The following is a 13,887-nucleotide window of genomic DNA, read 5'->3' as shown; positions in this document are numbered from 1 at the left end:
AATAAAGAAATGGCACGCTTACAACTCGATTTCCCTGAAGACCAGTTCTACTATTCGACGCCACTGACCGTGCGCGTCACCGACATCAATGCCGCCAACCACCTCGGCAACGACTCGATGATCTCGATGATCTCCGAGGCGCGGGCGCGCTTCCTGTTCGAGTTCGGCGTCGCCGAAACCGAGCGCGACGGCACCGGCATCATCGTCACCGACCTGGCCACCACCTACCGCGCCGAAGCGCATGCGCGCGACCAGCTGCTGTTCGAAGTCGGCGTCATGGACTTTAACAAGTACGGCGGCGACATCACCTTCCGCATCACCCGCCCGCGCGACCGCAAGCTGATCGCCATGGCCAAGTCGGGTTTCGTCTTCTTCAACTACAAGACCAGCCAGGTGGTCGTCATGCCGGAAGAATTCCGCTCCAAGTTCGACCGCGTGAACTGGATCGACTAAGCGTTTTCTTCTCGACGAACCAGCGCCCCGCCCGGCTTCCGGCGCGGGGCGTTTCTTTTTCTGAAAAAAGTTGGAACTTTTTCGCCGCGCCGGCGGAATACAGGAAAAGATGACCATCATGAGCACACCCGACCACTTCGACACCGAACTGCTGCGCCAGATGCATGCCGGCACGGCGGCCGCCTTCGCGGCGCTGTACCGGCGGCACCAGGGCCCGCTGTACCGCTTCGCGCTGCTGCGCTGCGGCTCGGGCGATACGGCGGCCGACATCGTGCAGGAAGCCTTCATGGGGCTGATGACGGGCCGGTTCCGCTACGACCCGCTGCGCGGGCAGCTGCAGCACTTCCTGTTCGGGGTGGCGCGCAACCTGGTCCTGAAGCTGGAAGAGCCGCGCCAGCGCCAGGTCGCCCTGCCGGAGCCCGACGAGGACGGGGAGCTGGAGCTGGCCTGCGAGGCCCAGGAGCCGCTCGGGCGGCTGCTCGGGAACGAGGCGGCCGAGCAGGTGCGCCGTGCGCTGGCCCTGCTGCCGCCGCACTACCGCGACCCGGTCATCCTGTATGAACTGCACGACCTGTCCTACCAGGAGATCGCCGAGATCTGCCAGGTGGACATCGGCACCGTGCGCTCGCGCCTGGCGCGCGGACGGGCGGCCCTGGCCAAGCGGCTGCAGGCGCAGCACCCCGCGGCCAGGGCCACGGCCTGAGCGAGGAAGGAAAGAACATGGACGATACCAGGGACACCCACGACCCGGCGCTGGCGGCGCTGGACGAACGATTCAAGGCGCTGCGCGGCGAACTGGCCGGGCACGAGGCCCCGCGCTGCGTCGAAAAGGAGCTGATGCAGGCCTTCGCCCGCCAGTTCCCGAAGAAGCAGCCGTGGTACCGCAGGCTGTCGCTGCCGCAGTGGGGCGCGGCCGGCGCGCTGTGCTCCTTGAGCGCGGTGGCGCTGCTGCTGGCGCTGTCGCCGCACCGCGCCGTCACCGTGGAGGCGCCGCCATCGCTGGTGAGCGTCGACCAGGGCAGCGCCTTCATCGCGCTCGAATCGCTCGAACGCATCGAACAGGAACCGAATGCGCGCGTGGTCCAGGCCGACCTGCCGCAGACGGCGCTGGCGCCGCTGGGCATGCCGGTCGACCCGGAAAACGCCGGCGGCACGGTGCGCGCCGAAATGCTGGTGGCGGCCGACGGCCATCCGCTGGCGGTGCGCCTGAGCGCGCCCAACTGACAAGACGATTACCAACCGAGGATGCCATGATGACCAAGAAGATCCTGATTGCAGCACTGCTGGCCTGCGCCTTCGCGCCGGCGCAGGCCGACGAGATGGAAGAGCCCCAGGAACGCGTCGAGCGCATGGAGCGCCGCATCGTCACCCGCCAGGGCGACACCCTGCAGGTCCACACCGGCGACCTGGGAGGCCTGCGCGCCTTCGAGGGCTCCTTCACCGGTCCCCTGATCCAGATGCATCCGGGACGGGTGGTCAAGAACGCCCCGTACAGCGCCGAATCGGTGTCCGAACGCGTGCGGCAGCTGGCCGACGGCAACCAGATCGTCAACAAGGCCAGTTCGATGAACTACCGCGACAGCGCCGGCCGCACCCGCAGCGAAGTACGCGACGACAATGGCCAGGTGCGCGTGGTGACCATCCACGATCCGGTCGAAGGCGTGCGCTGGGTGCTGCGCCCGAACAGCAAGACCGCGACCAGGGTTGCGGCGCCGGGAGAAGCCGCGCGCGTCGCGGCGACCGAACACGCCCGCGCGGCGCGAGAATACGCCCGGGTGGCGGCCGAACAGGCGCGCGCCCACGTCGAGCAGTTGCGCCGCGAGGGCAAGCTGTCCGAGGACAGCCGCATCATCGTCAAGGAAGTGGCGCGCGCCGACGAACACAAGGACGTGCGCATCCGCATCGCCGAGCCGGCGGCGGCCGCCGCGCTGGCGACGCGCGACATGTCGATCCAGCTCGGACCGATGATCGCCGGCGCGATCGGCGACGCGAAGTGGGCGGCCAAGGCGGTCAGCCGCGACCTCGGCACGCGCGAGTTCTCGGGCGTGAAGGCCCAGGGCCGCCAGCGCAGCTACGAGATCCCGGCCGGCGAGATCGGCAACCGCGATCCGATCACGGTCAGCAGCGAAACCTGGACCTCGCCCGAGCTGCAGGTCATGGTCTACCACAAGCACAGCGACCCGCGCAGCGGCGACATGGTGTACCGCCTCGACGACCTGAAGCGCGGCGAACCGGCGGCGGCGCTGTTCACGGTGCCGTCCGACTACACCGTCCGCGATGCGATGGCGCCCGGGCGCACGACCGTCATCAAGAAGGGCGAATGAGCGCGCCTCGTCAACCATGAAAAACGGCGCCGCGGGCGCCGTTTTTCTGGACTATCCATCGCCGCTGCGGCCTGTCTCATCCGGCCGTCATCGGCCGCTCAACCCGATTTCTTCTTCAGGATGGTGGCGTTGAACCACTCCAGGATCATCCGCTTTTCATAACGCAGGCTGTCGTTATCGTTATAGCGGTGGATGCGGTGCAGGTAGTTCATGTCGGAGAGCTTGGCGTCGCCGGCATGCAGCACCTGGCCATCCTGGGTCAGGCTGTAGCGCAGGTTGATGATCGGCCAGTCCGCGCCGCCCTTCAGGATGCGCAGCTCGCGCGGCCCGCGCACGTTCGGGTACTCGCGGCCCGCCAGGTCGATGTCGGTCACTTCGATGGCCAGGTCCTGGCCCTGCGGCAGCTTGGCGCCCAGCTCGTTGAAATAATCGGTCAGGTCACGCAGTACTTCCTCGCGCTCCCAGGGCGCGAACGGCATGTCGGCGAACTTGTCCGCCTCGATGTACTTCACGGTCACGCCCGCGGACGCCGTCCCGGCGCCCAATGCGAGCAGGCCCATCAGGGCCACTTTTCCAAACAACGCGTTCATCGCCTTCTCTCCTTCCTTGCGGTCTGGTTCAAATATACGCCCGTTTATTCCTTCTGCGAGTCCGGGATCGTCGGAGTTTTGTATCCAAATGTTAGGCCGCGCACAGGGCGTTTCCGTACGCCGGACGACAATGGCGCCAGGAGGTCATCCGTGCCGGAAGGTCCATCGCTTTACATCCTGAAGGAACAGGCCGCGCGCTTCGTGGGGCAGGAAATCGTCCATGCCGAAGGCAATACCTGGGCCATCGACACCGCCCGCCTCGTCGGGCAGCCCATCGTGGCGCTGCACACCTGGGGCAAGCACCTCCTGATCGAGCTGCCCGGACTGGTGCTGCGCATTCATTTCCTGCTGTTCGGCACCTATCGCATCGACGAGCGGCGCGACAAGCCCGCGCGGCTGTCGCTGCGGATGGCGGACGGCGGCGAGCTGAATGTGTATGCCTGCTCGGTCAGGGAAATCGAGCGCACCGCCTTCGAAGCCTATGACTTCAGCGCCGACGTGATGTCGGACCAGTGGGATCCGAAGAAGGCGCGCAAGAAACTGCGCGCCCGTCCCGAGCTGCTGGCCTGCGACGCCCTGCTCGACCAGGACATCTTCTCAGGCGTGGGCAACATCATCAAGAACGAGGTGCTGTTCCGCATCCGCGTGCATCCATTGTCGAACGTCGGCGCCCTGCCCGCGCCCAAGCTGCGCGCACTGGTCGACGAGGCGCGCCAGTACAGTTTCGACTTCCTCGCCTGGAAAAAGCAGTTCGTGCTCAAGCAGCACTGGCTGGCGCACGCGCAGAAGACCTGCCCGCGCTGCGACATCCCCTTCCTGAAGGCCAACCTGGGACGCACCAAGCGGCGCAGCTTCTATTGCGAGCGTTGCCAGAAACGCTACAACTGACGTCCCTTCGCACTGAGTGTACTTACACCCTTCTTTCGAAAGAGAAGGTGTGACATCTTTCCCCAACACTTTTACTATTGCCTGTTGTTAAGGGTCATTTGTCGTACTACAATTAACTTGACTTGCAGATATTATTTTCTGCAAGAACACGTTCAAACGACACCAGCCAACCACGGTAATTGAAAATCCTATGTCCTTCTTGTCTTCCGCCGTCCCCAAGCTCGCGCCCTGGAAAGTGTTGCTGGTAGACGATGAGCCGGATATCCATGACATCACCAAGCTGACCCTGTCGCGCTTCCGCCTCGACGGCCGCGCGCTCTCCTTCGTGCATGCCTACAGCGGCGCGGAAGCGAAGGAGGTGCTGGCGCGCGAAAAGGACATTGCACTGGTGTTCCTGGACGTGGTGATGGAACGCGAGGACAGCGGCCTCGAAGTGGCGCGCTGGATGCGCCAGGAACTGGACAACCAGTTCACCCGCATCGTGCTGCGCACCGGCCAGCCCGGTCAGGCGCCGGAAGAACGCGTGATCGTCGACTACGACATCAACGACTACAAGGAAAAGACCGAGCTCGATCGGACCAAGCTGTTCACGACCACCTTCGCCGCGCTGCGCGCCTACCGCGACATCATGAAGGTCGAGGAAGCGCGCCGGGTGCAGCAGAACTACCGCGAGGGCCTGGAGCGCGTGATCGCGGCCTCGGCCCACATCTTCCAGCAGCGGAACCTGAAGGATTTCGCCAACGGCCTGCTGCAGCAGGTGGTGGCGCTGCTGCGCCTGGAGCAGAGCATGCTGCTGCGCCTGAAGGGCGCGAGCATGATCACCGGCCAGAGCCAGTACGAGGTGCTGGCCCAGATCGGCGACCTGGGCCGCGAGGATATCGGCCCGGAACTGGTGGCCCAGCTCGACGACGCGCGCAAGAACCGCATCTCGCGCCTGCATGGCGACACCTATGTCGGCTACTTCCCGAACAACAGCGGCAAGGCCTCGCTGCTGGTGCTCAAGGGCGTGGAAGAGATCTCCGAGATCGACGCCCAGCTGCTCGAAGTGTTCTGCTCGGGCGTGGCGATCGCCTTCGACAACATCCTGCTGAACCAGGAGATCACCGATACCCAGGCCGAACTGATCCTGCGCCTCGGCGACGTGGTCGAATCGCGCTCGAACGAGGCCGGCAACCACGTGCGCCGCATGTCGCAGGTCTGCCACCTGCTGGCCCAGGCCGCCGGCATGCCGGACGACGAGACGGCGGTGCTGATGCACGCGGCGCCGATGCACGACGTGGGCAAGATCGCGACGCCGGACGCGGTGCTGCTCAAGCCGGGCCGCCTGACCGAGGACGAGTGGGAAATCATGAAGCAGCACCCGACCGTGGGCCTGCAGATCCTGGACGGCTCCTCGCGTCCGATCCTGAAGGCGGCCGCGGTGATCGCGCACCAGCACCACGAGAAGTACGACGGCAGCGGCTACCCGCAAGGCCTGCGCGGCGAGGACATCCACCCGTACGCGCGCATCGTGGCCGTGGCCGACGTGTTCGACGCCCTGAGCCACAAGCGCTGCTACAAGGACGCCTGGCCGGCCGAGAAGGTCACCGAGCACCTGCGCGAAGTGGCGGGCCACCACCTCGATCCGTACTACGTCGACCTGCTCATCAAGAACATGGACAAGGCGATCGAGATCAACCGCAACTGGCCGGATTGATCGTCGTCGAACGCGTGGTTTGGCACGCAGGACGGGCGGCGCAGCCGCCCGTTTCCGTTATGCGGCCGCCTTTTCCTTGCGCTGCGAGCGCGGGAAGCGCAGGTGGTAGCGCAGGCCCTTCCCCGGCGCGCTTTCCACCCGCACGCTGCCGCCCAGCGCCCCGGTCACCAGGTTGTACAGGATGTGCGCCCCCAGCCCGCTGCCGCCGATCCCGCGCCTGGTGGTGAAGAACGGATCGAACAGCTTGTCCAGCGTGTCCTTGTCCATCCCCGCGCCATCGTCGGCATAGTCGAAGCCGACCCAGTCGTCCTCCAGCGCCGCGCGGATCGTGATGGTGCCCGGCTGCTCGCGCTCGAAACCGTGCACCAGCGAGTTCATCACCATGTTGGTGACGATCTGCGACACCGCTCCCGGGAAGCTGTCGAGCATCAGGTCCGGCGGGCAGGCCAGGTCCACCTTCACCGGCCGCCCCTTGAGCTTGGGCTGCAGCGACAGCAGCACTTCGTTCAGGTAGGTATGCAGGTTGAAGCTGCGGATATCGTCCGAGGACTGGTCCACCGCCACCTGCTTGAAGCTGCGCACCAGCGCCGCCGCGCGCTGCGTGTTGGTGGTCAGGATGCGCAGCGACTGGTCGACGATGTCGAAGAAGCCGTGCAGGCTGTCCTCGGTCATCTCCCCCGCCGCCAGTTCCTCGCGGGTCAGCTTGAGCTCCTGCACCAGGTGGCTGGTGGCTGTCACGCAGATCCCCAGCGGGGTGTTGATCTCGTGCGCCACGCCCGCCACCAGCCGGCCCAGCGAGGCCAGCTTCTCCTGGCGCACCAGCTCCGACTGCGCGTCGCGCAGCGCGCCCAGCGCCTCGTTCAGGGCCGCGTTCTGCTGTTCCAGCCTTTCCTTGGCCTTGCGGATCGCGCGGTCGGCCTGCATGCGGGCGATCGCCACCGCGACGTGGCTGGCCATGAAGGCCAGCAGGTCGAGGTCGGCCTTGCCGTACACGATCGCCGGATCGTAGCTCTGCACGATGATCACGCCGTAGGGCTTGTCGTGCACCAGCATCGGCGCGCCCATCCAGCTCGCGATCCCGGTGTCGCCGAGCGGCTCCCGGACCAGGCCATTGGCCACCAGCCGGCGGAAGCTGTCGGCGTCGTGGAGCTGCGCCTGCTTGCTCGACAGGACGTAGGAGCACATCGCCTTCCCGAACGGGAAGCGCTTGACCGGCGCCTCGCCGTCCTTCTGGTCGACGAAATAGGGAATGCTGATTTCCTCGGTGTCCGGGTGGTACAGCCCGATCAGGAAGTTCTCGGCCACCATCAGCTCGCCGATGATGCGGTGCAGGCTGGCGGTCAGGACCTCGGTATCGAGCGCCTGCGCCGACAGGCTGGCGATCTGGTACAGCGCGTGCTGCACCTGTTCCGCGCGGCGGCGCTCGGCCACCTCGTGCGCCAGCGCGGCGGTGCGTTCCTGCACCGCGCGCTCCAGCCGGTCCATGCTCTGCAGGCCCTGCAGCGCGTTCGACACGTGGTTGGCGATCAGCGCGAACAGCGCCTGGTCTTCCTCGCTGTAGGTGACGCCCTCGGTATAGCTCTGGATGACGATCGCGCCCAGCGCCTGGTGGTTCTGGTCGAGCAGCGGGCAGCCCATCCAGTGCTCGGCCGCGCTGCCGTTGCCCCAGGCGATGCCGCTGCGTTCGCGTTCCCTGAAGTCGTCGGCGGTGATGACCAGGGTGCGGCGGTTCAGCAGCACCCAGGCGGTGGGCGACTGTTCGGGGGAGGCGAGCCGGATCCGCTCGCCGGGATCCGGGCCCTCGTCGGCCTCGTCGACGAAATACGCGAAACGCACGCTGCCGTCCTCGCGGTCGGCCAGCGCCACGTAGAAGTTGGCTGCGTACATGATGCGGCCCAGCGCACCGTGCACGGCCTTGATGAATGCGGTGATGTCGCTGCAGCTGGTCGACAGTTGCCCGATCTCGAGCAGCATCGACTGGACCGCTTCCAGCCGGTCAAGACGTTCCATTGCTTCCCCATATCATTAATGAATGCCTAGGGGAAATAGTAACAGTTTGGGGGCGGTGCAGGAGGGTTGCGGGGCTACATTGTTTGCTGGCTGGAATCGCGACACTGATTCAGCCAGCACTATCTCCCTTACGAGCGCGGCGCGCGGAAATCGTTCGCGAACCACGCCTGCGCCGACGCCTGCGTCAGCTTGAAGCTCGCCGCCACCCGCACCCGCGCCACCTGCTCGCCCATCTGGTCGAAGGCGGCCAGCATCGCATACGGATCGTCGTCATCGGGAACGATATCCAGCGTGACCTTGAGTTCGCCCGTCTGCTCGGTCCAGACATAGATGCTCTTGTGCAGGATCGCGTGCAGTTGCTGCTCGTGGCGCCGGATCACTTCCGATGCCGTCTTGACCAGCGTGTTGAATGCCGCGGTGTCCAGCGGTTTCGGGTTTTTCTTGTCGCGCCCCATGGTCCAGGGGCCGACCAGCGCCGGTTCCGGCTCCCCGTCCTTGATCATCGCGACCGCCCAGCCATCGTCGTCTTCGTTCTTGATGACGCGCGCCGTCCAGCCGTTGCCCTGCCACAGGCGGGGTTCCTGCACCGGTCCGGCCTCTTCGTCGTCGTGGTCGTGATCGTGGGTGTCGTCGTTCATGTGTCGGTTTCCTTCGGCGGGCATCGGCCCAAAGCCGAATCATAGAGGAAACCGGGCACATGAAAAAGCCCGCTTCGTGCGGGCGGCGGGTCAGGCGACCCTGGGACAGCGCCAGTCGGGTCCCCGTGGCGGTATGACCGGCGGACCGTCCGGGGTGCGGCGTGGATCGATGGCCGGCGCTGGTCTTTCCCGATTGAACGGGTTGATGATGATCGGCGGGATGGTCGGTGGCGCCGATGGCGGGCCTTTGGGACCGCTGTTGGCCAATGCGGGATGGAGCGTGGCCAGGTGGTCCCTCGGGACGGGAACAACAGCTTGCATAAGGATCCCCCTGTAACAGAGCAGGCTGTCAGTATAGGTAACAATCCACGCATTTCAAGGAAAAATCCCCGTCCTGAAGCGCGCCGTTCCATCGCGCCAACAGGCTGTCCGGACCGGGGAAAATGCATCCTGTCGCAATCCGGTGGCCCGTCCCGGGCGCCGCGCATACAGTGCAAGCATGCTGCAGACGACACAACGATGCAACGACCAACCCAGATGAGGACCGCCATGAAAAAGTACGCCCCCTATGTCATCCTGTTCCTGTTTGCCCTGCTGCTGTGGAACGTCGCCAGCTACAGCGGCGACATGACGGTCAACTTCGACGGCGAAGAGATCGACGGTCCCCTCGGCGCCCTGCTGGCCGTGCTGTTCGCGGGCGGCGGCACGATCCTCGGGATCCTGGTGACCCTGGTCGTGGGTGTCGTGCTGGCGGTGGTGTTCGCCGGCCTCGGGGTGATCCTGCTCGGCGTCCTGGGCGTGTGCGCGGTGTCGGTGGCGCTCCTGATCTCGCCCCTGCTGCTGCCCCTGCTGCTGCCGCTGGCGCTGGTGTGGTACTTCGTCAACCGTTCGCGCCGCGCCCGCGTGGCCACGCACGCCACCGCGTGATCCGCTCCGGACACTCCCTCTTCGCGGCCGGGTTCCTCCCGGCTTTTTTTTCGCCGCCGCAGCGCTTCATTCCCTGCGGCGCGGAGTATGTACGGGCTTCATGTAAAATTCCCGGCTGAACCCACTCGTCGCGGGCAGGCATGCACATACCGGACAATCCAGCAGAATACCGTACCCGCCCGTACCCCATCGCCCGGCTCGTGATCGTCACGGCAGGCCTGATCGCCGTCCTCGGCCTGGTCACCGCATCGATGCTGTACACCAGCTACCAGGAGACCTTGCGCGACCAGAAAGTCAACCTGCGCAACATCGCCATCGTCTTCGCGGCCCAGGTCGCGACCGCCGCCCAGGGCGTGGACGGCAGCACGCTGCGCCTCGCCAACGTGCTGCGCAAGGGCGCCACAGGCAGGCTGGAAGCGCTCCTGATGGACGAGAGCGCCGGTCCGGCGCGGCCCTACCTGCTGCGCATCGCCGTCTTCGATGCCGACGACCGCCTGCTCGGCAGCGCCCGCACCGCGCGCGCCGCGGCGCGCGTGCTGCCGGCCCTGCCGTCGCCGACCCGCGGCGGCGATGTGGTGCAGATCAGCATGTCCGACGTCGACCGCCAGACCGGCCGCGGCGTGATCAACTTCGTGCGCCAGGTCCGCGACGGCCGCGGCAAGCATCTCGGCAGCGTGCTGGCGCAGGTCGACTCCGAGCATTTCGAGCGCATCACCAGGCAGATCGAGCTGGGTCCAGGCGGCTCGGTGACCCTGTTCCACCAGGACGGCACCATGCTGATCCGCGAACCATCGCTGCCCGCCGGGATCGGCCGCTCGTTCGCCGGCACGCCCCTGTTCCGCGAGTACCTGCCGCGCTCCCCGCGCGGCGAGATCGACGCCCGCAGCCCGCTCGACAACACGGCGCGCCTGTATGGCTACGACACGATCGAGGGCTTTCCGCTGGTGATCATCACGGGCATGAACCGCGCCGAGGCGCTCGATCCCTGGTACGAACGGATGTGGATGGCGCTGGAGTTCTACCTGCTGGTGTCCGTCGTGCTGATCTTCCTCGCCTGGCGCGTGGCGCGCGATTCGCGCCGCAAGTTCCGCCTGATCGAGCTGCTGTCCGCCAGCGAAGCGAGGCTGGGCAAGCGCTTCGATTTCCTGGCATCCCTGATCAACGCCGTCGGCGCGCCGATCTGGGTGCTGGACAGCGAGCGCCGCATCGTGCTGGCCAACGAAGCGTTCGGCAGGCTGGTCGGCCGTCCCGCGGCCGACCTGGCGGGCGTGGACGAACGCGTCCTGCTCAGCGAGGAACGCGAGGAACGCGAACGCCGCTACGCGGCCGCGCTCGCGCAAGGCAGGGGCGTCGAGGCGATCGGCTCGATCAGCGACGGCAGCGGCGAAGTGCGCACCGTGATCGAGCTGACCTCCCGGCTGGTGGGCGAAGGCGGCGACCCGCAGCTGGTGACGGTGCTGACCGATATCACCGAACGCGAACGGGCCGAGGCGCGCCTGGCCTACCTGGCCGAATTCGACGTGCTCACCGGGCTGCCGAACCAGACCCAGTTCCTGCGCCTGCTCGACGCGCGCCTGGCCAGCGCCGCCGAGAGCGGCCGCGGGGTCGCCGCCTTCTCGCTGGTGTTCGAGCGCCTGCACGAGATCATCGACCTGCTCGGCCATGGCGCCGGCGACCACGCGCTGCAGCAGATCGGCGACCAGCTGCGCGCCGCCGCCGGCGACGTGGCGGTGGTGGCGCGCATGCGCGGCGCCGAATTCGCCTTCCTGCTCGATGCCGGCGCCGGACGGGACGAGGTGGCGCGCTACGCGATGCAGCTGCACCAGTTGCTGTCCGGCCCCCTCGCCCTGGACGGCCGCGACTTCTACCTCGCGCCGGTGCTGGGGGTGGCGCTGGCGCCCGAGGACGCCGCCAGCGCCCACGAACTGTACCGCTGCGCGCAGAACGCCAGCACCGGCCATGGCGTGGAAGTGGGCGAGGCGGTCCACTTCTTCTCGACCAGCATGCATTCCGACCTCGACCAGCGCCTGCGGATCGAAGGCCACCTGCGCCGCGCCCTCGAACGCGGCGAACTGCGCCTGGTATTCCAGCCCAAGGTCACCGTGCAGGAGCAGCGCATCGTCGGCTTCGAGGCGCTGCTGCGCTGGTCCAGCGCGGCGCTGGGACCGGTGTCGCCGGCCGAGTTCATCCCGATCGCCGAACGCACCGGCCTGATCATCCCGGTCGGCGCCTGGGCGCTGGAGGAAACCTGCCGCCTGATCGGCGACTGGTCAGAACGCCTGGGACGGCAGGTGAAGGTGGCGGTCAACCTGTCGCCGGCCCAGTTCTACCAGAAGACGCTGCTGGACACGATCCGGCGCTGCCTGGCGCAATACCGGGTGCCGCCCGGCTGCCTGGAGCTGGAGATCACCGAAACCGCGCTGATGAGCCGGGAAGAGGAAGTCGACAGCCTGATGCACGAGATCCGCGCGCTCGGCGTCGAGCTGTCGATCGACGACTTCGGCACCGGCTATTCCAGCCTGGCCTACCTGAAGCGCTTCCCGGTCGCGCGCCTGAAGGTCGACCGCGCCTTCGTGCGCGACCTGGACCGGGACGAGGACAGCGCCGCGATCGCCCTGTCGATCGTCAACCTGGCGCGCGGCCTGAAGCTCAAGGTGGTGGCCGAAGGCGTCGAGACCCAGGCTCAGCTGGAGATCCTGCGCGGCATGGACTGCGACGAATACCAGGGCTTCCTGTTCAGCCATCCGCTGGAACAGGACGCGGTGCTGGCGCTGCTGGGCCGCGAAGGCCTCTAGACCGCGCCATGGCCGTAGGGCACCCGGAAAAAGCATAGTTCACCCGTGACGGCGTCGTAGATGGCGTAGCAGGCGCCGTTGCCGCCGTCGCGCGGCTGCCCCACCGAGCCGGCAATCGCCAGGTACTGGCGCCGCGGTGCGAGCACGATGCAGCTTCCGTCCACAGGCGCCTGGTGGCCCATGCGGCCATCGTCGTCGCGCCGGTACAGTGCCGGAACATGCACGTGGCCCGAGAACACCAGCCGGCAGCGCGTCGCGCGCAAGCTGCGCTCGGCCTGGGCGGCGCCGGTCACGTAGATCCATTTGCCCGGATCCTCGGCGCTCGCGTGCACGAACAGCGCGTGGCCATGCTGCTGGGCCAGCGGCAGGCCGGCCAGGAACGCGAGATGCCCGGGCCGCAGCCGGCCGCGGGTCCAGGCGAGCGCCTCCTGCATCTCCGCAGGCATGCCGGCCGGCGCCTCATGGGTCGTGGCATAGTCATGGTTGCCCTGCACGGCGATCGCGCCGCGGTCCACGTAGTCCATCACCGTGTCCACCACCCAGGCCGGGTCGGCGCCATAGCCCACCAGGTCGCCGAGGAAGGCATACTGGTCGGCGCGCTGGCGCGCGGCGTGCGCGAGGCAGGCCGCCAGCGCTTCGCGGTTGGCGTGCAGGTCGCTCAGGATCGCGAGGCGCATGGCGCCGCCGAATCAGGCTGCCTTGCGCGCCTTGTACCGGGCGTAGCCGCGCGCGCGCAATTCGCACGCCGGGCAGGCGCCGCAGCCGTGGCCCCAGTCGTGCGCCGCGCCGCGCTCGCCGAGGTAGCAGGTATGGGTGTCGAAGCGGATCAGGTCGACCAGCGCCTCGCCCCCCTCCTGCTGCGCCAGTTCCCAGGTCTGGGCCTTGTCGATCCACATCAGGGGCGTCTCGACCTTCAGGCGGGTCGCCATGCCCAGGTTCAGCGCCACCTGCAGCGCCTTCATGGTGTCGTCGCGGCAGTCCGGGTAGCCGGAGAAATCGGTCTCGCACATGCCGCCGACCAGCACGTTCAGGCCGCGGCGGTAGGCGACGGTGGCGGCCACCGTCATGAACAGCAGGTTGCGCCCCGGGACGAAGGTGTTCGGCAAGCCGTTCTCCTGCATCGCGATCGCGACGTTGCTGGTCAGGGCCGTGTCCGAGATCTTCGAGATCAGGGACAGGTCGATCATGTGGTCCTCGCCCAGGCGCGCATCCCAGCCCGGGTCCAGGGCGCGCAGCCTGGCCAGCACGGTGGGGCGCACCGCCAGTTCGATCGCATGGCGCTGGCCGTAGTCGAAGCCGATCGTCTCCACGCGCGCATAGCGCCGCAGGGCCCAGGCGAGGCAGGTGGTGGAGTCTTGGCCGCCGCTGAACAGCACGAGCGCGGTGTCTTGGGATGGGGTGGTCATGGTCGGGAAGGAATGCTACGGAGGAAACCGCAAATTCTGTCACAAATCGCCGGCCCCGGGTAGGCACGCTTACTGCTAAGCGTCCGCCGTATTTTTTGCCAATCCGTTAAGATGCCACAAGAACCGTCACTGGAGCGCCATGTTTCCTTCGATATCGATC

At 67.0% G+C, this 13,887-nt stretch carries 13 protein-coding genes; 8 read left to right on the top strand and 5 right to left on the bottom strand.

Annotated features, from left to right (window positions below):
- Positions 1-9: 9 nt before the first annotated feature.
- From H162_RS0116410 to H162_RS0116395, 4 genes are all read left to right on the top strand, one after another.
- Complete coding sequence (locus tag H162_RS0116410) at positions 10-453, top strand: thioesterase family protein (RefSeq protein WP_020654574.1); 444 nt, start codon at positions 10-12, stop codon at positions 451-453.
- A gap of 118 nt (positions 454-571) precedes the next feature.
- Positions 572-1,156 carry an RNA polymerase sigma factor gene (locus H162_RS0116405; RefSeq protein ID WP_211223708.1) on the top strand — a complete coding sequence of 195 codons (585 nt, stop codon included), beginning with the start codon at positions 572-574 and terminating at the stop codon, positions 1,154-1,156.
- A gap of 17 nt (positions 1,157-1,173) precedes the next feature.
- Complete coding sequence (locus H162_RS0116400) at positions 1,174-1,677, top strand: hypothetical protein (protein WP_020654572.1); 504 nt, start codon at positions 1,174-1,176, stop codon at positions 1,675-1,677.
- A 29-nt stretch (positions 1,678-1,706) separates the two neighbouring features.
- Positions 1,707-2,777 carry a hypothetical protein gene (locus H162_RS0116395; protein WP_020654571.1) on the top strand — a complete coding sequence of 357 codons (1,071 nt, stop codon included), beginning with the start codon at positions 1,707-1,709 and terminating at the stop codon, positions 2,775-2,777.
- A gap of 98 nt (positions 2,778-2,875) precedes the next feature.
- On the opposite strand, the gene H162_RS0116390 is transcribed toward H162_RS0116395, so the two are convergent.
- The gene (locus H162_RS0116390; protein ID WP_020654570.1) at positions 2,876-3,367 is read right to left on the bottom strand and encodes a DUF3016 domain-containing protein; all 492 of its coding nucleotides are present in this window, start codon (positions 3,365-3,367) and stop codon (positions 2,876-2,878) included.
- A gap of 150 nt (positions 3,368-3,517) precedes the next feature.
- Here H162_RS0116390 and H162_RS0116385 point away from each other — a divergent pair, with 150 nt between their 5' ends.
- Positions 3,518-4,255, top strand: coding sequence for a DNA-formamidopyrimidine glycosylase family protein (locus tag H162_RS0116385; RefSeq protein ID WP_020654569.1), 738 nt, complete (start codon positions 3,518-3,520; stop codon positions 4,253-4,255).
- 190 nt (positions 4,256-4,445) lie between these two features.
- The gene (locus tag H162_RS0116380; RefSeq protein WP_020654568.1) at positions 4,446-5,951 is read left to right on the top strand and encodes a DUF3369 domain-containing protein; all 1,506 of its coding nucleotides are present in this window, start codon (positions 4,446-4,448) and stop codon (positions 5,949-5,951) included.
- A gap of 57 nt (positions 5,952-6,008) precedes the next feature.
- On the opposite strand, the gene H162_RS0116375 is transcribed toward H162_RS0116380, so the two are convergent.
- Both H162_RS0116375 and H162_RS0116370 read right to left on the bottom strand, forming a co-directional pair.
- Positions 6,009-7,961, bottom strand: coding sequence for a GAF domain-containing sensor histidine kinase (locus H162_RS0116375; protein ID WP_020654567.1), 1,953 nt, complete (start codon positions 7,959-7,961; stop codon positions 6,009-6,011).
- A gap of 128 nt (positions 7,962-8,089) precedes the next feature.
- Positions 8,090-8,599 carry a hypothetical protein gene (locus H162_RS0116370; protein WP_020654566.1) on the bottom strand — a complete coding sequence of 170 codons (510 nt, stop codon included), beginning with the start codon at positions 8,597-8,599 and terminating at the stop codon, positions 8,090-8,092.
- 549 nt (positions 8,600-9,148) lie between these two features.
- Here H162_RS0116370 and H162_RS0116365 point away from each other — a divergent pair.
- On the top strand, positions 9,149-9,526 hold the full coding sequence (locus H162_RS0116365; RefSeq protein WP_020654565.1) for a hypothetical protein: 378 nt from the start codon (positions 9,149-9,151) through the stop codon (positions 9,524-9,526).
- Between the two features lie 140 nt (positions 9,527-9,666).
- Positions 9,667-12,321: a bifunctional diguanylate cyclase/phosphodiesterase gene (locus H162_RS0116360; RefSeq protein WP_084677036.1), complete on the top strand. Its 2,655-nt coding sequence runs from the start codon at positions 9,667-9,669 to the stop codon at positions 12,319-12,321.
- Here the strand turns inward: H162_RS0116360 and H162_RS31090 are convergent.
- Complete coding sequence (locus tag H162_RS31090; RefSeq protein ID WP_020654563.1) at positions 12,318-12,998, bottom strand: metallophosphoesterase family protein; 681 nt, start codon at positions 12,996-12,998, stop codon at positions 12,318-12,320. The two genes, H162_RS0116360 and H162_RS31090, sit on opposite strands and share 4 nt — an antisense overlap.
- Before the next feature lie 12 nt (positions 12,999-13,010).
- Entirely contained in the window at positions 13,011-13,727 is a 717-nt protein-coding gene (gene queC / locus H162_RS0116350; protein ID WP_020654562.1) for a 7-cyano-7-deazaguanine synthase QueC, read from the bottom strand.
- Positions 13,728-13,887: the final 160 nt, after the last annotated feature.

It is taken from the genome of Massilia niastensis DSM 21313 (genome assembly GCF_000382345.1).
GTDB lineage: Bacteria > Pseudomonadota > Gammaproteobacteria > Burkholderiales > Burkholderiaceae_D > Telluria > Telluria niastensis.
This window is presented reverse-complemented; position numbering and strand designations above follow the sequence as displayed.